The organism is Diplocloster hominis, from assembly GCF_032380655.1.
GTDB classification, from domain to species: Bacteria; Bacillota; Clostridia; order Lachnospirales; family Lachnospiraceae; genus Diplocloster; species Diplocloster hominis.
This window is the reverse complement of record NZ_JAWDIY010000007.1, coordinates 182,112-207,042: the sequence shown is the minus strand read 5'-3', so window position 1 is coordinate 207,042 and position 24,931 is coordinate 182,112. Positions and strand designations below refer to the sequence as shown.

Genomic DNA, 24,931 nt, shown 5'->3' with positions numbered 1-24,931 from the left:
AAGCAGAATCCCCGTGCCGGGAAGCTGTTCCTGAACTGGGTGACGGAAGATGTGCTGCTGGGCATGTTCGCCAACTGGCAGAAATTCTCCGCCTGGGCTCTGGATTACAAACCGGAATACCTGCATGGCGGCCATCTGATCGACCGGGCCGGATACAAAACCTTTGTGAAGCATATCTTCGAAGGTGTGGAGTTCAATCCGGAAGCCAAGATGGCAGACGATATCTACTGGGCAGAGAATGAGCAGCGCGCTAATATTCACGTTATGCCGCTTTCCAAGCATAAGACGGCCGGACCGCAGGAATAGATCCGGAGATATTTTGACAAAAAAGTCGTCCTAACCTTATAGGCACCGGTCTATTAAAAGTCTGGATGGAAGTTTGAAGGAATGCGGTTTGGTGACCATCTTTGTTTTTCCGGAATACCAGGGGCAGGGCATTGGAAGAATTATCATTGATACATTGGAGCAGGATGAGCCGTTTCGGAGAGCCAAGCGAATAGAAATCGGCGCATCCATAACCGTCTGCCAATTTTAAAAAATGGGTTATACATACAAGGATAATAGAAAAGTCCTGGACGAGCAGGGTCTTTACACAATGGAAAAATGCAGAACCGGGCCTCTATGAGCTGGTATAAGAATCATCACAGGCTGTGATGCAGCCAGTCTATACTGAATGACAAAAGGGGACATGGCCAAACCGAAATGGACATGTCCCCTTTCCCATTATACTAAGGTTCGTACCCCATCCCTCCCATCCCGACCCTTTGTCAAATACTCCCCACTTACCAAAGTTAATCATAAATGATAACAAAAACGCATCAATTTCTTTTGAAAGAACTTGACAAATCTTAACGGATAGTAATAATTAAAGGAAGGAGAACTTATAAAGGAGAAAAGATCATGGCGAAAGAAAAGAAACTGGTGGAAGCCATCACCTCCATGGAGGAAGATTTTGCGCAATGGTACACCGATGTAGTAAAAAAAGCGGAGCTGATAGAATATTCCAATGTAAAAGGCTGTATGATCCTTCGCCCCAATGGTTACGCCATCTGGGAAAACATCCAGAAAGAATTAGACCGGCGGTTCAAAGAAACCGGCGTTGAGAATGTATATATGCCGCTGTTCATTCCGGAAAGCCTGCTGCAGCGGGAAAAAGACCATGTAGAAGGATTTGCGCCGGAAGTAGCCTGGGTAACCCATGGAGGCATGGAACCGCTCCAGGAGCGCCTGTGTGTGCGCCCCACCTCCGAAACATTGTTCTGTGATATGTATTCCAATATCATCCAGTCCTACCGGGATCTTCCCAAGCTGTACAATCAGTGGTGTTCGGTAGTGCGCTGGGAGAAGACAACCAGACCGTTCCTGCGTTCCATGGAATTCCTGTGGCAGGAAGGCCATACGGCTCACGCTACCGAAGAAGAAGCCGAAGCGCGTACGATCCAGATGCTGAATGTATACGCGGATTTTTGTGAGCAGATATTGGCGATCCCGATGATCAAAGGGAAGAAAACAGACAAAGAAAAATTCGCCGGCGCCCACTCCACCTACACCATCGAGGCCCTGATGCACGACGGCAAGGCGCTGCAGTCCGGCACCAGCCATAACTTTGGTGACGGTTTCGCCCATGCCTTTGATATCCAGTATACGGATAAGGATAATAAACTCCAGTATGTCCACCAGACTTCCTGGGGAATGTCCACCAGAATCATCGGAGCGATCATCATGGTACACGGCGATGACAGCGGCCTGGTTCTGCCGCCCAGAATTGCTCCCGTACAGGTCATGATCGTACCCATCGCCCAGCACAAGGAAGGTGTTCTGGACAAGGCCTATGAACTGAGAGACCGCCTTGCTAAGACCTTCTCCGTAAAGGTAGACGATTCTGATAAGAGCCCCGGCTGGAAGTTCAGCGAACAGGAGATGCGCGGCATCCCCACCCGGATCGAGATCGGCCCGAAGGATCTGGAAGCCAACCAGGCGGTTATCGTCCGCCGGGATACCAGAGAGAAGATCGTAGTATCATTAGATGAGATCGAGACAAAGCTCGTCCAGGTTCAGGAAATTATGCAACAGGAAATGCTGGAGCGTGCCAGAGCCCACCGGGATGTTCATACCTATCAGGCAGCCAGCTACGAGGAATTCAAAGACCTGATCGCCAGCAAACCTGGCTTTGTCAAAGCCATGTGGTGCGGGGACGAGGCATGTGAGCTGAAGATCAAGGAAGACACCACCGCCACCTCCAGATGCATGCCTTTCGAGCAGGAGCATATCGCGGACACCTGCGTATGCTGCGGAAAACCCGCAAAAACCATGGTATACTGGGGCAAAGCGTATTAAAAATTTAGTTCCGGTTTATCCAGGTAAAAATCAACTATAATAAGGAAAAGTAAGAGAATCATATAGGAGTAATTGAATATGAAGATACAACTGCCTGCAAAAGTAAGCACGATTTTGCAAACACTGGCGGCACAGGGCCATGAAGCCTTTGCCGTAGGCGGCTGTGTCCGGGATTCTATCTTGGGAAAGGAGCCGGGAGACTGGGATATCACCACGTCTGCGACTCCTTTTCAGGTGAAGCAGATATTCGAACGCACCATAGATACGGGCATACAGCACGGTACGGTTACGGTGCGTCTGAATAAGGAGAATTTCGAGGTCACCACATACCGCATCGACGGGGAATACGAGGACAGCCGCCACCCCAAAGAAGTAAAATTTACCAAAAAACTGGAAGAAGATCTGAAACGCCGGGATTTTACGGTCAACGCCATGGCTTACAATGAGGAAGCCGGCCTGATCGACCTGTTCGGCGGCCTTGACGACCTTAGAAATAAAACCATCCGCTGTGTAGGCGATCCCGCGGAACGCTTTACCGAAGATGCCCTGCGCATCTTAAGAGCGGTCCGCTTCGCGGCTCAGCTTGGATTCCATATCGGGAAGGACACCTGCCGCGCCATCCGCAGTATGGCTTCGAACCTGGTCTATATCAGTGTGGAGCGAATCCAGACCGAACTGGTCAAGCTGCTGGTCTCCGACCATCCGGAGACTCTCCGGCAGGCTTATGACATGGGGATTACAGCCGTGATCCTGCCGGAATTCGACAACTGTATGAAAACGGTACAGAATCATCCCGGCTATAATTATAATGTAGGAGAACATCTTCTGAAGTCGATCCAGATGGTTCCGGCAGATAAGGTACTTCGCCTCACCATGCTGCTCCACGATGCCGCCAAACCGGTAACCAAAACTACGGATGCCGACGGAACCGATCACTTTTACAAACATGCCGTCCAGGGAGAGCGCATGGCCAGAACGATCCTGAACCGTCTTCGCTTTGACAACGACACGGTACACACGGTCACCCATCTGGTCAAATACCACGACTATCAGCTGGCCCCCAATGCCAGGAGTGTCCGCAGGGCGATGAACCAGATCGGCCCGGAATATTTTCCTCTTTTCCTTCAGGTAAGGAAGGCCGACTACCTGTCTCAGAACCCTTCGCTTATCGAAGCCCGCCTGGAAAAACTAGCCCAGATCACCGGACTATATCATACAGTTCTGGCCAAAGGCCAATGTGTAATTCTAAAAGATCTGGCGGTAGACGGAAAAGACCTGCTGGCCCTTGGCTATCCCCAGGGCCGCCTTGTCGGAGAAACCCTCCGCAGATTATTAAACACAGTATTGGATAATCCGGACTATAACGACAAAGAAAAACTGCTGGAACTGGCAGCCCAAATAGCAAATCCCTGATAAGCTGGCAGATATCATACACGGACGTAAAAGGCAGAATCTAATACTGCTACAGGGCAAATCCCTAAAAATACGACCTAACATGAACAAACTTATGAGATCAACATGTAAAAATATTACGCATTAACTACTTAGCCTTCACCAATGCAGGGAAGAACCCTGGGGGCGGGATGGGGGACTCCTGTTTCGGGCGGCGGGGCGGGCTTCTGGCCTTTGGCGGGCATAGGGCGGCTGTGCAGCTGCTTAGCGGAATCCGGCGGGCAGACTCAGGATGCCCGGCGGACTTCACGTCCGACGGGCAAGGTCCACTGAACTGGAAACGCATCATGCGTTTCCGGTGAATTGGACCGGGTCCTGAGTCTGCCCGCCGGATTCCACTTAGCAGCTGCCAGCAAACAGCCCTCCGCCCGCCAAAGGCCAGAAGCCCGCCCCGCCGCCCGAAACAGGAGTCCCCCATCCCGCCCCCAGGGTTCTTCCCGGACCATAAAAGTCAAAAATAATAAAATCCATGGGACCGAATCCCCCCTTCGTGCATCTAACTTATGAAACAAAAAGAAATGCCGGCCGGCAGGAAGGACAAACATGAAGAAGGAACAATTAGGAGAGCTGATCATTGCTTCCGAGGACACCATGTATCATGTGGCGCGGACGCTGCTGCGCAACGACGCGGACTGTGCGGACGCCATACAGGAAGCAATCGTGAAAGCATTTACAAAATTACACGCATTGAAATCAGATGCCTATGCCCGGACCTGGCTGATCCGAATTCTGATCAACGAATGCTACAAGATTATGAGGACAGAAAAACGGATCGTCTCGCTGGAAAGCTATATGCCGGAAGATATGGAGGCACAGACCAGGGATTACTCCGATCTGTACGAGGCAGTCGGCCTGCTGCCCAGGGACGCGAGACTGACCATCATCCTGTATTATGTAGATGGATATAACGTCCGTGAGATTGCGCAGCTGCTGGATCTCTCGGAAAGTGCAGTCAAAAACCGATTGGCCAGAGCGAGAGCACGATTAAAAAATGAGTTGGAAGCTAAGGAGGCGCTGTGATGAGATTAGAAGACATGAAACAGGAATTCCCCAAAATGCCGGTAGATATGAGAGCTATGGTAGAACGGGAAGTAGCAAAGCAGATAAAAACCGTGAAACCCCATTTTTCGGTCGCTAAGATCGCAGTAGCATCCGCAGCAGCCGTGATGATACTGGGAACCACCGTATTCGCGGGAGTTAAGCTATACCAGATGAACCGGGAAGCGGCGGGAGAATATGCGGTAGAGACCACGATTCAGAAGGCGGACGTGACGGAAGCGGGAACACAGGCACAGGGTCAGTCCACTCCGCTTAATATACCTTCTGTAACATTAGAAGTCGATTATCTCCCCGAAGGAATGGTCCGGACGGAAGAAGGGAAATACAGCTACGCCGATACTTTGCATATCGGTGGGGTAAGTATTGTCCTTTATAGTATGGACCAGGGAGACGACGCATTCCGGGTACTGGATACAGGGGTCCTGAACAGTGAGAATATCCTGGCCGGAGGACATGATGGTGTTTACCTGGAAATGCAGAAAGGAAACGACGGCAGTATTAATTTTAACCAGAGAATCTACCTTTCCTTCCCGGAAGTCCATCACGTTGTCCAGATGTTCGTAGGTGAGGATGTAACCAGGGAAGAGGCCTTGAAGATAGCCGAAGGAATCCGTCTGACCCCGGCCGAAGACGGAAGTGAAGGTACATCTGCTCTTGCATGGAGCGACTATGCCGCTTCCGTGAAGGAGAACGAAGAATTAAGCGAATCCGGCGAATGGGAGATGTGCCTTACCGTACCCAAAGAAAAAATGCAGAACGTCCACAAAATAGGTGATTCCTTCTCTCCCTCAGATTCCCTGGATTCTGAACTGGCGTCTAATCTGAAGATTAAAGTAACCGATGTACAGATTACAGACGATGTAAGCCTTCTGGAACCGGCCTACATGGACAGCGCATTCGACGGAGCCGTTGATGCCGGCGGGAAGCTGCTTCCCAACACGATCAACTATATAAAAACCGGAAATGGCGTAGATTCCCTGGACGAAATCATAGAAACCCGGGAAGTCCCTCAAAAACTGGTGTATGTTACGGTAGAATACCAAAATACCGGTGGTACCGAGCTAAAGGACGTCCTGTATTTCGCAAGCCTTATGAAAATACAGGAAAATACAGACAACTACGCCATCTACCAGGGTGAGACGCCCAAGGACGGCGACCAATGGAACGTAAGCTCCGGGACCAGCCCGCTGCAGAATCTGGAAATGCCCTACCATGATGTCCTGGGCGGATCAGAAAACAAAAACTATATCAACAGCATCAAACCAGGTGAGACCGCAACCGTCCATATCGCATACGTGGTTAACGAAAACGAACTGGGTATGCTGTATCTGAACCTGGACACCTATGGCGGTACCTATGAATTCTCAGACTCCAGTCTGGACATGGGCCTGGTGGATATCCGGCAGTAAACCTAACAGTACAATTTACAACAGCGCTATCCTTCCTTTCAGAGAGCCGACGCTGCCGTTTAAGGAAGCCATAGCCGACGCTGGACAGAAGATTATTTAGAGAAAAGAAAATTCCCACAGGAGTATCAAGTATAACAAATCCTTGATTCCTGTGGGAATATTATTTCATAGGAAAGTGCTCCTATGAAATAAAACGCTCCGCGGGGATCGCACTACGGCGGGAAGGATTAGATATCCCAAACACCTATCAATACTTTTCCTTTATTTTATGACTTTTTCTGGTGATATAACAGGCAGCAGCGGCCAGTATGGAAATCGCCATCAAAATGATATAGATAAGGAGCGGTGAGTTATCCGCGGTCTGAGCCGGATCAACGGCGCTGTTATCCCCTGAACCGCTGTCGTTGGATACAGGTTTGTCATCGGTGGTTTCCTCCTTCTGCTTATCATCCTTGTAAACCAGTGCATATAGGGAAAATTCTCCGCTTTCCACTGTGATCGTATTGGCATCCTGATCCAGATCTTCCAGTATATCGATACCTGTTTCTGTAAGGTGGTACAGATAGAATTTACGTGAAGCGGTACCGGTTCTGAGGTTCTCGGGAATCTCCAGCGTGAATCTTATCGGATGATTGAGTATATGAACCCCGCTTTCCTGGCCATTCCCGATTCGCTTGAGGATCTGAATATTCCAGATATCTGCCAGATTGTTTTCACCCAGGACCCGGTTGAGCTGCTCTAATTCTTCCGCTTTGGTATTGGCATTTTCAATGAGGATCCGGACTGTCGCGCTGACGCCCTGCGCCATCATCTTTTGCTCCTCTTCGCTCAGAAATGCCCTGGACAGATCGGCGTCTTTGCCAAGATTTAGAGCCGGTACGTTGTTACCGTGCTGGATCTCCAGCTGTACAGAAGGTTCCGGTTTCACGGTGGGAGTCGGTTCCGGCTCCAGGGGCTTTTTCTTAAGACCATCTATAGCATCAGTCAGCTGCTGAACCGCCTGATCCACCCGGTCCTGGCCGGACTCTCCGATGGAGTCATCATTGTGAATATTTCTGGCGGCTTCCAGTGCATCACTTAACAGTTTCCATGAATTTGCTGTATATTCATCTTTAGAAAGCGACTCTGCCCGCGCTATCTGCTTGTTAAGCGCTGCCTTATCCGCTCTTTTGTCCAGCGCATCCAGGGCAATGTTTAATTGATCGGCCATATCCTGAACCTTCTGCTGGTCCCGGATCGTCAGTTCGGTATTGATGAACAGCTCTTTCGCCGCTTTTAACTTAGCGCTCACTTTTGACACGGAAGAACTCGTATAGATCGTGTAGTCGATGGACTCCGCTCTATATATAGCTTCCTCCAGAACCGCCTTATCCGCGGGCTTGAGAATCAGCCCCTTGGCGCTCTGCTCTAATTTCGCTGCTATATCATCGATATTTGCCTGGTCTTTTGAGGTGAGATCCGTTCGGCTCAGCAGAGCTTCCGCCTGCGTCATGAATCCCTGCAGGATCGCCACAGTCTCATCGGTATAATCCGTCCATGTCCCTGACTCTGCAAAGAGTTTATCATAGAGTGCCTGCAGTCCCTTTAAGTCGGCCATATACTCTAATTCGTTGACGACAGACATGAGACTGTTCACCGCATTCCACAGCTCTTCCTTAGCAGCTTCCGGAACGATCTTCTTCGCCTCTTCCAAAGCGGCCAATAGTTTCTCCAGAGAGCCGGCGGTCAGCTTATCCTGCGGAATCTCTTCCGCCCCCTTTATCTTTTCCTGCAATGCTTCATAGTCAATATCCTGAAACTCAAGATCCAGAACGGCTTGTCTTATACCGGCTGCAGCTTCCTGCGCTTCCTTTCTGCCGGCCTCGATTCCTTTTCCTATAATATTCGCCGCATTTTCCAACGCTTCCCGGAGGATGTTTCGACTGTCCTGCGTATATTTTTCTTCGTCCAGCTTCGGCAGATGCTGGTCATAAAGGCCCTGCAGTTCGGTCAGATCCGCTCTCTCGATCAGTGCCTGTATCGCCTCTACCAGTTTGTCATATGCAGCTGTGATCATGTCCCGGTCCGCGTCCTGATTAGAAAGGACATTCTCCGCCTCTTCCCTGGCAGCGATGAGATCCAACCAGCTCTGTCCGGTATAGGTCTCTTCGTTTTTCTCAAGCGACGAATTGTACAAATCCTGTAAAGCGGTTTTGTCCGGTACGACAGGCGTATCACCCTGTATTACATGATAGCTCTTACCGGCTTCTGCCTGGAATTTTATATATTTTTCCTTCGAATTCCCCGTCTCCAGATATTCAAATTCTACAATGCCACCATTTTCATCCGTGACCTGCGCGCCTTCCCAGGGACATATCAGTTGTATCGGATTTCCGGTTTCACTGATGATATCCACATAGTCGACCGTCTGATTTGTTAGAGACGATGACACCAGGTATGCCCCTTTTTCCCTTAGAGAGGTAAAACCGGCATCCGCTCCTGTCCAGTTCGGAAATACTTTGATAATCCCGTCAGCGCTTTGCAGCAGCATGTTATTTATAAATTCGATGCCTCCGGCTTTTTCGATCCCGTGATACCCATCTACCACCGCAAAGTTCTTTTCCATCGCGTTTAGGTGGGTTTTGAATTTCTCCATGACATAGGAAGGAGAATACCCGGCCCGGATGGCCTGAACATAAATCTTGGGCGTGTTATTAATCTGGTTCCAGATATTGGAATTGACCAGTTCTTTTTGTTCCACGGAATTCCTGGCGGCTTCCAACAGCTCCGGAGAAGAGTCAAAATTCAATTGCTCGCCCGGATGGATAAATTCCAGATTAACGGTTGCAGAACCGGGCCACAGCTTTACCCCTTTTTCACTTAAGGGGATGACCGGCTTGCTGAAGCTTCCGTTTGTATAAGTCTCAATGGGTATATCGGCCATATGCTGATACATATCTTCCCATACGGCCACCTTATCAGCGGGAGGATCGATCGCACCCGCTTTCGTCCCCTCAAGGAGACAGGATAAAATGTTTTTGACGGTTCCCGTCGCCGTAGGCGCGTTTAAGTCAAACGTATCTTCATGGGCGCCTGTCCAGATATTATACCGGTATTCACCGGAATCAAGCTCTTCCTTTTCACACCATTTCTCAAAGAAATTCGCCTCCGCCAGCAGCAGCGGATAAACTTCCTGAAGATATGCCGCATCCTGCGTATAGGTATAATACGCGGTAATTGCCTGGCTGGAAAAAGGAGCGTTATACATCTGCATCAGATATCCGCCGTTGGCATCCTGCCATGCGGATGTTCCCCAGGGCCCAAGCGACACCGGATAGAGGACCGCATCGTCGATTCCGTCTTTCAGATCCTCTCTGCCCGGGAAGGTCACGCCGGAATCGGCAGTTCCCGCCCCGCCATTTATGTAGTTCGGGAATATTTTGGCAATATCTGTCTTCGCTCTTCTCTTTCCCTCTTCCATATAATCCAGCAGCGGGTCTTTCACAGATCTTGCTATTTCACAGCGGTTGCTGGAATATATTCCATAAAACGGGGCGATATAATTGTAATTCATGTGATAATCGCCATTCCACATGGCTCCGTCCGTGGTGTTCCAGATTCCGAATATACCGGGCGGCAGTTTGTCGCCCCTTGCGCCGGCTCCCAGTTGGTAGAGAGAACCATAATAGTATTTTTGTAACAGATCATCCCCTATGTTGATGTAGGATTTCATCCAATAGTCCTGCCACCAGTTGAAGCTGTTCTGCCTGATGTCTGCAACCGCGTCCTCAGTGCCCGCACGATCCAGCAGATCCGCGGCTTCCTGTTTTGGATCCGGTCCAGCCAGCTCATCCAGATGATTGTATGTCTTACCGCCGCCTCCGGCAGAAGTTACCAGATATACCGTGTTGCCTGGTTCCAGAGTAAAGGTCAGTTTGGAGCCGGATTCATCACACTTTACGGCCTGCACATTTTTGGCGTTCAGTACCTGTGCGTACAGAGCCACCTCAGACGTCCAGGATATCTCGTTCTCTTTTGCCTGATTGGAGCTTTTTCTGGCAGCCCAGATACGATTTCCATCCACATTGGATTCTGTCGGGAATAAAGCTACGTCGTTGTTTGTCCAGATCTCTGATTCCAGCTCGATGGGATGATCGCCGTTTGATGTCACTTCCGTTATCATCAGGTTCTCATTTGCCGACACCAGCGTGTTCATCGTAACCGGAACATCTGAAAATGTCATGTCCGTAGTCAGTACCCCATTTGTAATGTCCTGATGCTCCTGAAATGCCGAATCGCTTTTTTCGCCGGTAATAAGGTTGGTCCCCTCATCATCATAGAGCTTCATCTCGCATATACGGACCGTTTCATCTCCCTCTCTGGCAGCCGGATCCGTAACATGCACTTTGACATATCTGGCCCTGACGGCTTCCGGTAAGACATTCGTCGTCTCATTAGCTTCATTGCCCGTTACGTTCTCAATTTCGGTCCACTGTTCCTTATTCGTACTGACAGAAACTGTAAAATCTCTGGTATTCCGATCCGTGGACGCAGAACTAAAGGTGCCCTGGTGATAGATCGTATATTTTTTCAATACCCTTTCGGAACCGAGATCAATGGTAAAATGGTGCTCTCCCAGGGTTCCGTGATTTTCCTTACAAGCCCACAGTTCATTGTCTGCGGACCATTTTCCGTCGATAATACCGGTTGGTTTATACTGCCAGTTAGGATTCGGATCATCTATAAAGCCGCATGCGTCGACAGAAACCTGCACTTCTTCTGTCACGAGCTTCATTTCCGGTATTCTCGCAGTATGATCTCTTGAGGAGGGTTTTGTTATCTCAACCCTTACATATTTCGCCTCAACGGGTTCATCAAAATCCTTCTGTGTTACCTTGGAGGTGTTCCCGTTTACTTTCTGTACTTCCGTCCAATCCTCGCCATTTGTACTGATTTTTACTGTGAAGTCCACCGTATTGTGGGCGCTTCCGGCTGCGTTAAATGCTCCCTGATGATACAGCGTATAAGAAGATAATTTTTTGATTTGTTTTAAGTCGATTTGAAACCAATGTTCCCCTGAAACTCCATGATTTTCTTTACATGCCCATGTTTCATTATCCGCGCTCATCTTGCCGTCGAGAATACCTTCCGGCTTGTATCTCCAGGCGGGATCAGAATCGTCTATAAATCCGCACGCCGTAACCGTTGGCTCCAACGAAATATCTTCGCCGCTTTTTTCCCGGATCGAAAGTCCCCCAACCGTCAGCGGGGAAATTCTCTTGGGATTGGTCCCGCTTAACTGGTTGGTAGACAGATCGCCGCAGTTCCAAAAATCCCCCTTCGTAATCAGATAAGTCTTTTCGCGCGAATTCCCATAGGAGACGGCTCCCATATCGCCATTTCCCAGCAGAGCGGTTGTTGGCATCAAATTAGTGATTGCCCCGCTAAAGTCGGGCTGTTCCCATGTACCGCCGTACTGCGCCAGCATTCCCTTCAGCTGTTCCCAGTTATCCGGCGCCGCATTTCCTTTGGCCTTCGCCTGCACAGTACCCCAGGGGAGCAATGAGATCACCATAAGCATGACGATCAGTTTTTTCCATCGTACCTTAACCATGTACATTTTCCTCCTCATTTTTCCTATGGTAACTGATCATGGAAAGTTCCTACTTTTCCTGAATTTGAGAACCATAGATTGTATACGCCAATATAGTAGCATTCACCTCAGATCTTTTCTATGCATTATCCGGCAATCTTATGTGGACAATCCGGTATCATCAGGTGAGTTGATCCTGACCTGCCTGAAGCAGGGCGGCTGCCGGGTCACGGTCCTGCAAGGTTTCCGCTTTATATTGTTTTGGGCTGATACCGCAGACCTGTTTGAAGATGCGGCTGAAATAGTGCTGATCATGATAGCCCACACAATTTCCCGCATCCTTGATGCTGATATCCGGATTGCAGTCAAACATTTTTTTCGCGGCAGTGATCCGCTTATCCGTAATGTATTTGTTCACGGTAACGCCGGTTAACTGTTTGAAAATGCGGGTGATATAGGTATAACTGTAGTTAAATACGGATACCAGGTCCTCCACGTTCTCGATGGTTTGATAGTTATCCTCCACATATTTTAAAAGGGACAGCTGCATTTCTTCCTTGTTCATCGAGGGAACCTGCGATTTCAGAAAGTTGTCGACGCAATGGAAAAAAAGCTGATCGATGGTCTCTGATTCCATTTCGAGGCACAGTTCCTGCTTCAGCTGTTCCATCAACTTTTCGACGGTGCCGGTATCATATCGCCTCATGGAAAATTCCAGGATATGGAAGGTGTGCATAAAGAGTTTTTCATACTGTTTTTGCGGAAAATGATTATCTTTCGCAAAATCCAAAACTTCCTGAAGTTCTATGTGCAGCTGCTGGAGGTTCGTCGTGCGGATCGCGGAACGGATAATACTCTCGACCCGGATTCGGGCGATGTTATATAATTCGGTAATCTCCTTTGGGTCCGGCTGGTCCGCGGTAAAAAGACCTGACCCGCCCAATACCAGATGATTCTGGATCACATGGCGCAGACGCTGGGCGGTCATCCACACTTCGCCGCGCGGCACGGGTGCGGGAGTGAAGCATATGGTGACGTTACTGTATACAAGGGTCTGTCTCAAAGCCTTTTGCAGACGTTGTACAAACAGCAGGACATTGATATGATTTTGCGGATCGTGGGGGATCATCAGACACTTTTGGTTTACTGCGGGCTCATCGGATAAGATCCACCCGGTCAGGGAAGGATCGAACCCGAGCACACCATCCCAATCGATGTGCATAAAGAGATCCTCAAAATAGTCATCTAACGTTGCGTCATATCCCACACTGCAAAGATTGCCGATACAGACTAAACACATCAGGTAGCGGTCATGATTTAACAGATCGGTTCCGGATTGACCCGTGCGCACTCCCTCCGGCAGTAAAAAGGAACGTTTTCGCCGGGAATGGCTGGACAGCCATTCTTCCTGAATATCCTGAAACGTATCCTTTAGTTTATCCGGTTCCAAAGGCTTGAGCAGATAGTTAAACACGCCAAAGCGCATGGCCTGCTGTGCCAGTTCGAATTCCGAATAACCGCTGATAATGACAACGATAATCTTTGGGTATCTCATATGAAGCTGCCGGGCTAATTCCAGTCCGTCCATGACCGGCATTTTAATATCCGTCAAGATGACATCAGGCATCAGATCTGCCGCCAGCTTCAGCGCGTCTGCTCCGTTGCCCGCCTCTGCTACCAGCCGGACTTCCGGGCAGGCGCGCTGAAGCGTTTCAGTAATATGAGCGCGGATCCGCTGTTCGTCCTCCGCAACGATGACTCGCAGGTTATAATTCATTGGCCATTCTCCTTTTTTGTTAATCCGCCGATTTCGATACAGGCTCCGCCCTCCGGGCGGTCGGCGATGGTAAAAAGCATGTCTTCTTTATAGAATAATTTAAGACGCATATAGATATTTTCCAACCCCAGCCCCCCGATTTTCCGGCTGGCTAATGTATGGTCGCGGCTTATCCTGTCAAATTGTTCATATAACTGCCGGATTTTATCCCCGGTAAAGCCAATTCCATTGTCACAGATCCGGATTCGCCATCGGCCTTCGGACACGCTGCCCTTAAGCTCGATCCGGCACTGTTCACGGTTACAGTATTTCAGGCTGTTTTCAACTAACGGCTGTATAATCAGCTTTGGGATCTGAATTGCCATCATGGACATTGGGATGCGGACATCTATATCCAGGTTCGGGAAACGGATTCTCATGATCTGGATGTAATTTTCCAGGTGCTGCAGTTCGATTGCGATAGATACGCCGTCGCTGTTTTTTTCCGCCATATACCGGAGCATACCAGTGAGATTATAGCAGATCTGTGTCACCTCATAATCCTCGTTGGACTGTGCGATCGCAGACATGGTCATGAGCGTATTGTACAGAAAATGGGGCTGCATCTGCGCCTGAAGAGCCAGCAGCTGTGACTGAATCTCGTAAGATTCCAGCTGAACGATCTGTCCCAGCGATTCACGGAGCTTATGATGCAGACCGCTGATCGTCTGGGCCAGAAAATCCAGTTCATGGATATCCGTAGAAACCTTTTTCAGGCTGTCCGTATCCGCCACTTCATAATCCAGCCTCTGTATCTGCCGGCACATCTCTCCTATGGGTCCGGATATGCGGCTGGAGATCTTATAGGTGATAAAGAGCATAAGGAGGATCAAGGAGGCGCCGATCAGGATGGCCAACGCCAGAAAGCGGGCCATATTGGCGTAATGCTGGGATACCGGTATGAAGGACACCATGTACAGATTTCCGTCCAGCAACGGCATAACCTCCACAATATTTTCTCCCAGATTATGCTGTTTCTGTTTGAGCAGTCCATCCACCAGCTTTGGGTCTTTCATGGGAAGCTGCTCATAAATGGGATCCCCGTAAGCGTCATAGAGGTTCACCTTCAGTCCGTTTTGGGACTGAACCACCAGCCGTGCCAGCAGACGATCCAGCTCCCCGGCCGGGATCTGGATCTCCAGCATCGCCTGCCTGTAACCGAATACATTCAGGCTGTTGATGCTTCGGGATAAGGTGATGACAGGCCCGGGATCGGTGAGATATTTGTCATCCGAGTGTTCGATTTCCCGGAGCAGATAGGGATTGGCGTCAAGTTTCATCAGCATCATATGGCTGCTGCCGTCATAATCCTGATAAATGTCAGGGATGTCACCATCGATACGACTGATAAAATACGTGTTGCCCATCCAGATATAATACCCGGAATCTGTCCGGATACCGATCTGATAGCCCCGCTCAAACATCTGATAAGCCCGAAGATACAGTTCACTGAACAGAATTCCGGTCAGATCGCTTTGACCTGAGACGTAGGCTTGCGGAAGATCCTGAACCGCAATTTGGCAGAATTCCGTGGAGTTCATCAAAGAGATGGAAAAGTCATTCATATTCATGAAATAATTCTCAATGTTCTCCCGGATATTATCGGATAATTGCCGTTGGGTTTCCACCAGCTTCCCCTCGATGCTGTATGTGGTATAGATGATAAATATAACGACCAGAACGGCAAAAAACAGACCGAACAGCAGTGCATAAGGCCGGAACAGCCGGGAGGAAATAGATTGCTTTTTTGCCATAATCTCCTCCTTTAATATAGCTTTTTAAATGTTGTCCCCGTATCGGTCTTCAGCATCGAAGCACGGTACCTGTCAATATGATCAATAAATTCGTCCACACTCAAAGTTTCATTGGCAAAGCCCTGCATATATTGATATATGTTGGGATCCCAGTGGAGGAGTTCTTTCATCATCATGGTCTGGGGAGTCTGTGTGGAACGCTCCAGTATTTCCGTAGTTGCGGTGGTGGGTTTTGCCGCCTTTACATTTTGAAACGCCGCGCTTACCAGGTCTGTTCTGGATTCGTAATAAATCTCCAGATTCTCAGGCCGTGCCATGAAATCCAGAAAATCAAGACAGATGTCGATATTTTGGCTGTTTTTGTTAATATATTTGGAGGGACCGCCTCCATTCGATACGGCGACGGTATTGTCACAGAGGGGAATCGGGAACATTCCCCATTCGTCTTCACTCCCGTAATCATCCACCAGTTCCGAGGCGATGGCCGAGTATGAGGCCATCATCACGGCTTCCCGGTTTTTCAAAGCCCGGTAGCTGCCGAGCCAGTCGTCGGCTGTATCTTCATGGGTATACAGCGAAGTGTCGGCCATCAGAGCGCGAATCTGTTCCAGCGCGGGCTTGAGCCCGGAGAGTTCAGAAAATTTGTTATCCACGGAAAGATTCAGCTGGTGAACGAAGTTGGGATTTTCCCGGTTGAGTATGGGGGTGGCGGCGTAGAACCATTCCTGCGCGTGCCAGTTGCTGTTGATACTTTCATATAACGGATATGTTCCCAGTGCTTTGATCTGTCCGCACAGGGAGAGAAAGCCGTCCCATGTATCCGGCACAGCCAGATCATTTTCCTGAAAGAATGTTTTATTATATAGAATCCCTTCGTAATCAATCCCCCAGGTGCTGAATCCAAGGAGCCTGCCGTCGTGGGTATTCGTACTTCTGGCCCATTCCTCCAGACGGCCTACCCAGGGTTCCCCGCTCAGATCTAACGCGATAGAGGGAATTCCCGCTGACCGGGCGACAGATCCGCTGTGGAACATGAACATGTCGATCGCGGTAGTACCTCCTGACAGAGAGGAGATGAGCAGTGAGTCGTAGCCGTGATCCGGCGGAGTGAGTACGGTGACGGTAACACCGGTTTCTTCTTTATATTTATCAAATAATTCAAGATCGACATCCCTGATCCAGTTCCGTGAGGCCATTAACGTGATGGTTTCCGCTTTGTGTGCATCTGTGTCTCGTGTGCCGGGAGACTGTTTCTGACAGCCGGAGGATATCAGGCATATCATGGTCAGGGGGAGAAGCAGTAAGCGTGTTTTGATCTTTATCATAGATTGAACTCCTTCAGAGGTTCCATTTTTATGCGGGAGGTACTGGCCGCGAGGAATTTTATCCGCCTGTGGGACCGGCCCAAACCGCTGTTTTATACTTAGTATATATCGGCAATACAGGAAAAACCATGCACAAAACAATACAAGTATGTGGATTTTTCGGTACTTTTGGATCTGAGTTGGGATCTGAATCTGCCGCTTTATCGTCTGGCGGTACATATGTGTCAGGATCAGCCAGGCAGACGGCTGCATGAAGATCTATTCCTTTCCCAGTCTGCATACTTTTCCCCGCCCTTTCATAGAATAGAAAGAACACCTTAGAAGGAAAACAACGGGGGGATGGAAAGTGAATGACAGGGGCCTTAGCGTATTAGAACAATATGATTTACAGATTTTCACGACTCGCAGGGGAAGAGGGGCCCTCATTTGTGAGACTGATCAGGGAAATAAGCTTTTGAAAGAATTTCAGGGGTCCAGGTTTAAGCTGGGATATCAGCAGAAGATGTTAAGGAACCTGGAAGCTGAAGGATTTCCGGTGGATACCCTGGTCGAAAATAAAGAAGGAGAACTCATATCCTTAGATCGTGACGAAACCCCCTATATCGTTAAAAAATGGTTTGAGGGCCGGGAGTGCGACACCAAGAGTGAGCAGGACATTCTGGCTGCGGTGAAGAAGCTGGCCGCCCTACATAAGTATATGAAGTTTGAAGAGTTTGAGACTTTAAACCTGGAAGAACGGAACAGGCTGTGCGCGGAAAACCTGATCCTGGAATATGACCGGCATAACAAAGAACTGAAAAAAGTCCGGAACTTTATACGCAGCAAGAGAAGGAAGTCCCAGTTTGAACTGTGTTACCTGAATCATTATCAGGAATTCTACGAACAAGGAGAGGAGATTCTCGATCAGATAAAGAACTCAGGGTATGAAAAACTGTGGGAGAACGCCTTAAACGAGGGAAAAGTCTGCCACGGAGAATTTAACCACCATAACCTGGTCTACTGCCGGGAGGGTGTGATCGTGACCAACTTTGACAAATGCTGTGTGGACCTGCAGATCAGCGATCTCTATCACTTCATGCGGAAGATCCTGGAGAAGCATGACTGGGACGCCTCCCTTGGGAGCAAGATGGTGGATCAGTATGTGAAGGTGAGGTCAACGGATAAAAGTGAGCTTCAGAATCTGCGGCTGCGGCTTTCCTATCCGGAGAAGTTCTGGAAGGTGGCCAATCATTATTACAATGGCAACAAGGCGTGGATACCGGATAAAAATACAGAGAAACTGGAGATTCTGGTCCGTCAGAATGTCGAACGGGAGCGGTTTTTGCAGGAACTATTTTCCTGAGTTTCGCGATGAAAGAGTTTCTTTTTTTGCTTTTTTATTATATAATGTCTCTAGCAGGGAAGTGCCATCGATGAGCCAGAACCTTCGATGGCACCTTTCTATATACTCCGCCGGACAGTGCGGGAGGAGTAAGAGATCATAAAGGAGGTTCTACCATGGATTACAAGGAATTGTATCAGGAGTGGCTTGCAAATCCTTATTTTGACGAAGCTACGAAAGAAGAACTCAAGAGTATTGCTGACGATGAAAATGAGATTAAGGAGAGGTTTTATACCGATCTGGAATTCGGAACGGCCGGACTTCGCGGAGTAATCGGAGCCGGAACCAATCGTATGAATATTTATACGGTGCGTAAAACCACCCAGGGACTGGCCAATTACATCAACGGTATCGGCGCTCAGGACAAGGGAGCGGCAATTGCTTATGACTCCAGGAGAATGTCCCCGGAATTTGCCCAGGAAGCAGCGCTGTGCCTGGCAGCCAACGGCATCAAAGCTTACATATTTGAAACACTGCGTCCCACCCCGGAACTGTCCTACGCAGTCAGGAAACTGGGCTGCATCGCCGGAATTAACATCACGGCCAGCCATAATCCCCCGGAATATAACGGTTATAAGGTATACTGGGAAGACGGAGCCCAGATCACCCCGCCCCACGACACCGGAATCATGGCGGAAGTGAAGAAAGTGACCGATTACAGCACCGTGAAAACCATGGACAAGGATGCCGCCCAGGCAGCCGGCCTCTATCAGGTCATCGGAAGTGAAGTGGACGACCCCTATATTGAAGAGCTGAAAAAGCAGGTGATCCATCCGGAAGCGATCAAAGCAGCGCAGAAGGATCTGAAGATCGTCTACACCCCCCTTCATGGGACAGGCAATATCCCGGCCAGAAGAGTGTTAAAGGAGCTGGGCTTTGAAAATGTCTACGTGGTACCGGAACAGGAACTGCCCGACGGAGAATTCCCTACGGTCAGCTACCCGAATCCGGAAGATAAAGCGGCATTTAAGCTGGCGCTGGATCTGGCGGCGAAGCTGGACGCGGATCTGGTCCTGGCCACCGACCCGGATGCCGACCGGCTGGGCGTCTATGTAAAAGACACCAAAACAGGGGAATACATCACCCTTACCGGAAATATGTCCGGCTGCCTGCTGGCAGAATACGAGATCGGACAGCGCAGGGAGAAAAACGGAGGCCTTCCCGCGGACGGCGCCCTGATCAAGACGATCGTTACCAGCAATATGGCAGACGCGATCGCTAAATATTACAACATCCGCTTGATTGAGGTGCTGACCGGATTCAAATTCATCGGCCAGCAGATCCTGGGATTTGAGAACAGCGGCAAAGGAACCTATCTCTTTGGCTTCGAGGAAAGCTACGGCTGCCTGATCGGCACCCATGCAAGGGATAAGGACGCCATCGTCGCCACCATGGCCTTGTGCGAAGCGGCCGCCTACTATAAGACGCAGGGTAAGACCCTGTGGGATGCCATGATCGATATGTATGAGAAATACGGCTACTACAAAGACGACGTCAAGTCCATTACCCTCAAAGGGATCGAAGGGCTGGCGAAGATCCAGGAGATCATGGAAAATCTGCGCAAGGAGATTCCGTCCGCCATCGGCGGTTATCAGGTATTATCCGCCAGAGACTATAAGCTGGACACGGTCAGGAATATGAAAACCGGGGAGGTTACCGGCACAGGCCTGCCCGCATCGAACGTCCTATACTACGATTTGGAGGGCGATGCGTGGGTATGTGTCCGCCCGTCCGGTACGGAACCTAAGGTCAAATTCTACTATGGGATCAAAGGAAGCTCCATGCAAGACGCCGATCAGAAGTCGGAAGCTCTTGGCAAAGAAGTGCTGGCCATGGTAGAATGCATGCTGTAGAACCGAGGCAGCGGGGCCGTGAATCATAACATTCGCACGGAAGCGGTTATCCTATGAGAGGTATGATGGAAGCTATGGAGAAAAATTACTCATTTGCGGAACTGGTGGATATCATCCGGCATCTGCGATCCGGGAACGGCTGTCCCTGGGACCGGGAGCAGACTCACGAGAGCCTGAAGCCATGTCTGACGGAAGAATGTGAAGAAGTGCTGCAGGCCATAGACAATAAGGATGATGAGAACCTGTGTGAGGAACTGGGGGATGTACTGTTACAGGTCCTGATGCACAGCCAGATTGCAGAAGAAGAAGGCCGGTTTACCATCGATGATGTCATCAACGGGATATCCCGGAAAATGGTACGAAGGCATCCGCATGTATTTGGCAATGGACATGCCGACACATCCGCAGAGGTCCTTTTAAACTGGGAAGAGATCAAGAAAGCAGAAAAGGCCGCAAAAGCGGCAAAACATCACGAATTTCCTTGACAAATAGGGCGGAAACAGTTATAACTAATTTTGAAGTGTTTATAGCTTTAATACTACTATTGCAGTAAGAAATCAGAGGAGGAGTTCATCCATGAGCAGACAAGATTTAGTAGCGGCTATGGCCGACAAAACAGGATTATCCAAAAAAGATGCAGAAAAAGCTGTGAAAGCGTTTATCGATGTTGTATCTGAAGAATTAGTAAAAGGCGGAAAAGTTCAGTTAGTAGGCTTCGGAACTTTCGAAGTTGCTGAAAGAGCAGCCAGAGAAGGACGTAATCCCCGCAGTGGCGAGGCCATGACCATCCCGGCTTCCAAAATGCCGAAATTCAAAGCTGGTAAAGCTTTAAAAGATGCTGTAAACGCATAATTCTGTTTACCTCAGGATTTGAACTGATCAGGGCTGTCACACGAAAGTGTGGACAGCCCTTTTTTGGGGTAATGGGTGCCTTCTGGTAGCCTGGAACAGATATTTCAGCACCTGATAGTCTGAGGCCGAAGGATCGCAGCCTAAGATCCAGCAGAACTTTGAACAAATAAAAGAATAACTCCTTCGATAAGAGTATGGTATAATTTTAAAAACAATTTTAGTTTGCGGGGGAATACTATGAAAAAAATAGCCATGTTTACTATGGGAACAAGAGGAGATGTACAACCATATATCTACTTGGCCAGGGCTTTAAATAAATATGGGTATGAAACGCTAATTGGTTCACATCCATGTTGGAAGGAGTTAATAGAACACGGAGGAATTACTTTTAAGCCAATCGGGCCTGATATAAATATAGAAAAGACGGCAGCTATTATACGGGGTAAAAATTCGAATCCTATAGTTAGCATGTTGAAGACAATGAATTTTGTTTTTAAAATAATACGAAATTCAACAAATGAAATATATGAAGCATGTAAAGGAAACGATTTAATTATCGTTTCACACAGTCAAATGGGCGCGACGGAAGCAGAAGCGCTCGGCATACCTACAGTAAATGTAACCCTACAGACCGAAATGATTGCTGAGAAACTGAAAAAACAGAAGTGGGCAGGCAAATTAGTTGGTAATCTGATAAGTGTACAGATGGCAAAACCATATAACAAAATCAGAAAAGTTTATGGACTGCCTAAAGTGAAATCATCAGACGAAATAATGTCTAAAAAATTAAATATGATACCGATCAGTAAGTATGTAACAGAGAGAAACCCCTATTGGGAAAGCCACCACATATTAACTGGATACTGGTATGAGGATGAAAAAAATTATATACCTGAAAGAAAAATGGCTGATTTCCTGGCAAACGGAGACAAGCCCATAATTCTTGCGCTCGGGGCAATGGCTTTTGAAGATAAAGAAGAAAGAGAAAAACTCGGGATGTTTATCCGCGCGTTCAGAGCGTGTGGAAAAAGAGCTGTTATCCAGGGATTCCAGAAATCGTTACAAAATTACAAATTGCCGGATACTATGATAGCATGCGGGTCGGTTCCGCACAGTTGGCTGTTTAAGCAAGGCTATTGTGTTATCCATCATTGTGGTTTTGGAACGGCATCAGCATCCCTGATCTATGGAATCCCATCGATACCGGTGCCGCATGTACTCGACCAAATGGGATTTGCTATGCGGCTGAGTGAACTTGATGTTTCTGTAAAACCGATACGATCAAAGGATTTAAGTGAAGAACGTATTATCGGGGCAATAAATGAAATGCAGCAGGTTTATGATGAAAAGAGGAAAAAGGCGGAGGAAATATCAAAAAAAATACAGGCAGAGGGCGGAGTGGACAAAGCGGTTGAATTAATTACTCATGCAATCATGAGCCAGGAGTGTTCATAGCTATAAAAAGGGGGGGATTGGGATGTTTAATGAAATTTGCATTTATGAAGCAAAAATTGATAAACAAGAGGAAATTGAAACTTTAATGAAAGAGGTTGCCGAGTTCTATCTTTCGCAACCCGGAGTAATCGATGTGAAGTATATCAAACGAACACACCGGCAAGAGAGTTTCAACGCTGTCAGGGAAGGAAAACCACCCATTCGCTTGACAAAATGGGTAGGTAAAGTCACATATATTTTGCACTGGACACTTGAGGACGAAGAAACTCATGCCCGTGTTTCAAAACTTGGATTAGAGCAATTTTATAAAAGGTGGAACCGCTGCCTAACCACAATGCCCAAAATTTTATTGGGTGAGAACATCGTGTAGTACGCATTTTTCCGCCACGGAATGAACCGTGTCCGGAGGGGGGCCTTATACCGGGTTACCCCTGGAGGAGTACCTGAATAAAAGAGGACGTCAGGTATTGGATAAATATCAGGTTCAGGGGAAATTATGTGGAAACTTATCGCCGGATTCTTTTTGCGCACTCATGTGTATCGAAGGGAAGGGCTTACTCCTGTCGGAAGGACAGGAATATCCGTTAAAGAAAGGGGACAGTTTATTCCTGGAATCGGGAGAAGGAACCTATCTACTGGACGGTGATATGGAAATCCTGGCGGTAACTGTCTGAATAAACCTTAGGATGAGCTTGGCTGCAGGAAGAGTGCCTTGCCAGGAGTTGATGGATCGGGATATAATGTGGTATGGTATATGATATGGTATAAAAGTAGTACGGGTTAAAAAACAGGAAGCAGACAGGAGAAGACAATATGAGATTAGATAAATATCTGAAGGTATCCAGACTGATCAAACGCAGAACCGTGGCCAATGAAGCCTGTGACGCGGGCAGGGTCAGTGTGAACGGGAAAGTGGCAAAGGCCAGTGTAGACATCAAGGCTGGAGATATTATTGAGATCCAGTTCGGAACCAGGAATGTGAAGATAGAAGTTCTGGATGTGCAGGAAACGGTTAAGAAGGACGAGGCCGCTGAGTTGTTTAAATATTTATAATCAGGTTATAAATGGACGTCCCCTTTCATAGAATTTACGAAAGACGAATATGCCGCTTGCGCGGCCCGTCACAGGCGGAAAGCTACGCGAGTGAAATTCTTATCTTAATAAAAGGGGGTCCTATCGTGGAAGAAAGACAGACGCAAAGAGCTCACAAAGTAATCTTAAACAACCGCAAATCGGGAACGATTAGTGGTGTTTCGGACGTGCTGTCCTTTGATATTAAGGAAATTTTGTTAGAGACAGACCAGGGTATGCTGATGATTAAGGGAAACGATCTGCACGTGAACAGACTGACACTGGAAAAAGGGGAGGTCGATATCGAGGGGCAGATCGACAGCCTGACCTATTCCGACGTCAGTGGTTATGCAAATAAGGGTGAATCCCTGCTCGGAAGACTGTTCAAGTAGGCGGCCTATGAGTCAGGATATCATGCGGGAAACCCGTTTTTTCTTAAACTGCGTCCTGTCGGGAGTTTTTATCGTATTCATTTATGATGTGCTGAGGATCTTTCGGCGGGTGGTGAAACACGGAGTAATCTTTACTGCTTTTGAGGACCTGTGCTTCTGGGTCATGAGCGGGCTGCTGATTTTTAAGATGCTCTATACGGAAAACGACGGAATCATCCGGGGATTCTCCATAGCTGCCATTGTGCTGGGAATGCTCCTCTACAACATAAGCATCAGCCCATTCTTCGTGAAATACATCTCAGCCGCGTTAAACTTTATCGTCCGCACCATACTAAAAATCATAGGCCTGATTCTGCGTCCATTCCGCTGGATGGGAAGAACGGCGGCCAAGCCGGTAAAACATGTCGGAAAACGTCTGAAAAAACTTAGAAAGTTTTTTGGGAAACGATTGAAAAAACTGGGCAAAGAAGTTAAAATAGTAATACGCAGACATTAATCAGGGTTTTCAGACAGCGAGGTATACATATGGCCAGGAGAAGAAAGAAAAGAAGAAATCAAAACAAAATCGGAATGAGAATCGTCGCGGTAGTCGTTTTGGCACTCGTGGTAGTGGTCAATGCGAACAGTATGAACCTGCGTGCGAAAAGCGGAACATACCAGGAACGTGCCGATCAGCTCAACGCACAGATAGATGAAGAAAAGCAAAGGACAAAAGAGATTGAAGACTTGAAGAAATACGTGAATACCAAAAAGTATATCGAAGAGGTAGCTAAGGACAAGCTTGGGCTCGTCTATGATGACGAGATTATCTTCAAGCCGGAAGACAGCAAATAGCATGCTTGCAGCTGCTGGAACGACCAATGTTCCTGATAGGTTTTCAGCAGAGGAGTTTTTCCATATTTTAACAACATTATATTTTTGTTTCACAAGCCGTTCGAAATCAACAATTATGTGGATTGAGAAGGGCTTTTTATTTTGCGGATTTCGATTTCTATGGGAAGTATAAGCATACCTGAAAAGGAACATAATTAGGCAGTGACGGAATACGTGCGTGTTCATTGTGAATTGACACGATAGATTGAGGAATCGAACAATTATCATATTTATCTTAGAAATAAAAGTAAGCGTAAGCGATGCTTTATCGCCCGCATATGCCTCCGGGAAATCCGATGTTCAAAGGTTTTCCCCGAGGCATATACGGGC

20 protein-coding genes and 1 pseudogene are annotated in these 24,931 nt (G+C 48.2%); 17 read left to right on the top strand and 4 right to left on the bottom strand.

Translation table 11 applies throughout. The features are described from left to right. From ABC831_RS09160 to ABC831_RS09140, 6 genes and pseudogenes are all read left to right on the top strand, one after another. A pseudogene (locus tag ABC831_RS09160) lies at positions 1-306 on the top strand (sulfite reductase subunit C); the annotation flags it as partial. A 73-nt stretch (positions 307-379) separates the two neighbouring features. Further along, positions 380-535 (top strand): GNAT family N-acetyltransferase, encoded by a 156-nt coding sequence (locus ABC831_RS26505; protein WP_425524577.1) that lies wholly within the window; start codon positions 380-382, stop codon positions 533-535. Positions 536-900: 365 nt separating this feature from the next. Continuing rightward, on the top strand, positions 901-2,337 hold the full coding sequence (gene proS, locus ABC831_RS09155; RefSeq protein ID WP_343247839.1) for a proline--tRNA ligase: 1,437 nt from the start codon (positions 901-903) through the stop codon (positions 2,335-2,337). Positions 2,338-2,415: 78 nt separating this feature from the next. Then, positions 2,416-3,750, top strand: coding sequence for a CCA tRNA nucleotidyltransferase (locus ABC831_RS09150; RefSeq protein ID WP_343247838.1), 1,335 nt, complete (start codon positions 2,416-2,418; stop codon positions 3,748-3,750). A gap of 582 nt (positions 3,751-4,332) precedes the next feature. Continuing rightward, a complete protein-coding gene (locus tag ABC831_RS09145) occupies positions 4,333-4,809 on the top strand; it encodes an RNA polymerase sigma factor (RefSeq protein ID WP_343247837.1) in 477 nt (158 codons plus the stop codon). Beyond that, a complete protein-coding gene (locus ABC831_RS09140; protein ID WP_343247836.1) occupies positions 4,809-6,257 on the top strand; it encodes a DUF4367 domain-containing protein in 1,449 nt (482 codons plus the stop codon). Before ABC831_RS09145 ends, ABC831_RS09140 begins: the two co-directional genes overlap by 1 nt. A 247-nt stretch (positions 6,258-6,504) precedes the next feature. Here ABC831_RS09140 and ABC831_RS09135 read toward each other — a convergent pair whose 3' ends face one another. The 4 genes from ABC831_RS09135 to ABC831_RS09120 form a co-directional block, all read right to left on the bottom strand. Continuing rightward, entirely contained in the window at positions 6,505-11,850 is a 5,346-nt protein-coding gene (locus ABC831_RS09135; protein ID WP_343247835.1) for a discoidin domain-containing protein, read from the bottom strand. 160 nt (positions 11,851-12,010) lie between these two features. Next, positions 12,011-13,606 carry a response regulator transcription factor gene (locus tag ABC831_RS09130; protein WP_343247834.1) on the bottom strand — a complete coding sequence of 532 codons (1,596 nt, stop codon included), beginning with the start codon at positions 13,604-13,606 and terminating at the stop codon, positions 12,011-12,013. After that, a complete protein-coding gene (locus ABC831_RS09125; RefSeq protein ID WP_343247833.1) occupies positions 13,603-15,399 on the bottom strand; it encodes a sensor histidine kinase in 1,797 nt (598 codons plus the stop codon). Before ABC831_RS09125 ends, ABC831_RS09130 begins: the two co-directional genes overlap by 4 nt. 11 nt (positions 15,400-15,410) lie before the next feature. Beyond that, the gene (locus ABC831_RS09120) at positions 15,411-16,724 is read right to left on the bottom strand and encodes an ABC transporter substrate-binding protein (RefSeq protein ID WP_343247832.1); all 1,314 of its coding nucleotides are present in this window, start codon (positions 16,722-16,724) and stop codon (positions 15,411-15,413) included. A gap of 346 nt (positions 16,725-17,070) precedes the next feature. Between ABC831_RS09120 and ABC831_RS09115 the strand changes: the two genes are divergently transcribed. The 11 genes from ABC831_RS09115 (at position 17,071) to ABC831_RS09065 (ending at position 24,562) form a co-directional block, all read left to right on the top strand. Further along, positions 17,071-18,066, top strand: coding sequence for a CotS family spore coat protein (locus ABC831_RS09115; protein WP_343247831.1), 996 nt, complete (start codon positions 17,071-17,073; stop codon positions 18,064-18,066). 155 nt (positions 18,067-18,221) lie between these two features. Continuing rightward, a complete protein-coding gene (locus tag ABC831_RS09110) occupies positions 18,222-19,958 on the top strand; it encodes a phospho-sugar mutase (RefSeq protein WP_343247830.1) in 1,737 nt (578 codons plus the stop codon). Positions 19,959-20,011: 53 nt separating this feature from the next. Then, positions 20,012-20,443 (top strand): MazG family protein, encoded by a 432-nt coding sequence (locus tag ABC831_RS09105; protein ID WP_425524576.1) that lies wholly within the window; start codon positions 20,012-20,014, stop codon positions 20,441-20,443. A 91-nt stretch (positions 20,444-20,534) separates the two neighbouring features. Continuing rightward, a complete protein-coding gene (locus ABC831_RS09100) occupies positions 20,535-20,810 on the top strand; it encodes an HU family DNA-binding protein (RefSeq protein ID WP_158348602.1) in 276 nt (91 codons plus the stop codon). A gap of 237 nt (positions 20,811-21,047) precedes the next feature. Continuing rightward, positions 21,048-22,265 (top strand): glycosyltransferase, encoded by a 1,218-nt coding sequence (locus tag ABC831_RS09095; RefSeq protein ID WP_343247829.1) that lies wholly within the window; start codon positions 21,048-21,050, stop codon positions 22,263-22,265. A 22-nt stretch (positions 22,266-22,287) separates the two neighbouring features. Next, the gene (locus tag ABC831_RS09090; RefSeq protein WP_343247828.1) at positions 22,288-22,635 is read left to right on the top strand and encodes a hypothetical protein; all 348 of its coding nucleotides are present in this window, start codon (positions 22,288-22,290) and stop codon (positions 22,633-22,635) included. 97 nt (positions 22,636-22,732) lie between these two features. Next, entirely contained in the window at positions 22,733-22,939 is a 207-nt protein-coding gene (locus tag ABC831_RS09085; protein WP_343247827.1) for a hypothetical protein, read from the top strand. Between the two features lie 139 nt (positions 22,940-23,078). Continuing rightward, the gene (locus ABC831_RS09080) at positions 23,079-23,318 is read left to right on the top strand and encodes an RNA-binding S4 domain-containing protein (protein WP_343247826.1); all 240 of its coding nucleotides are present in this window, start codon (positions 23,079-23,081) and stop codon (positions 23,316-23,318) included. Between the two features lie 125 nt (positions 23,319-23,443). Beyond that, positions 23,444-23,728, top strand: coding sequence for a sporulation protein YabP (yabP, locus tag ABC831_RS09075; protein WP_158348604.1), 285 nt, complete (start codon positions 23,444-23,446; stop codon positions 23,726-23,728). A 7-nt stretch (positions 23,729-23,735) separates the two neighbouring features. Next, the gene (gene yabQ / locus ABC831_RS09070) at positions 23,736-24,224 is read left to right on the top strand and encodes a spore cortex biosynthesis protein YabQ (protein WP_343247825.1); all 489 of its coding nucleotides are present in this window, start codon (positions 23,736-23,738) and stop codon (positions 24,222-24,224) included. A 74-nt stretch (positions 24,225-24,298) separates the two neighbouring features. Further along, positions 24,299-24,562, top strand: coding sequence for an FtsB family cell division protein (locus ABC831_RS09065; RefSeq protein ID WP_343247824.1), 264 nt, complete (start codon positions 24,299-24,301; stop codon positions 24,560-24,562). Positions 24,563-24,931: the final 369 nt, after the last annotated feature.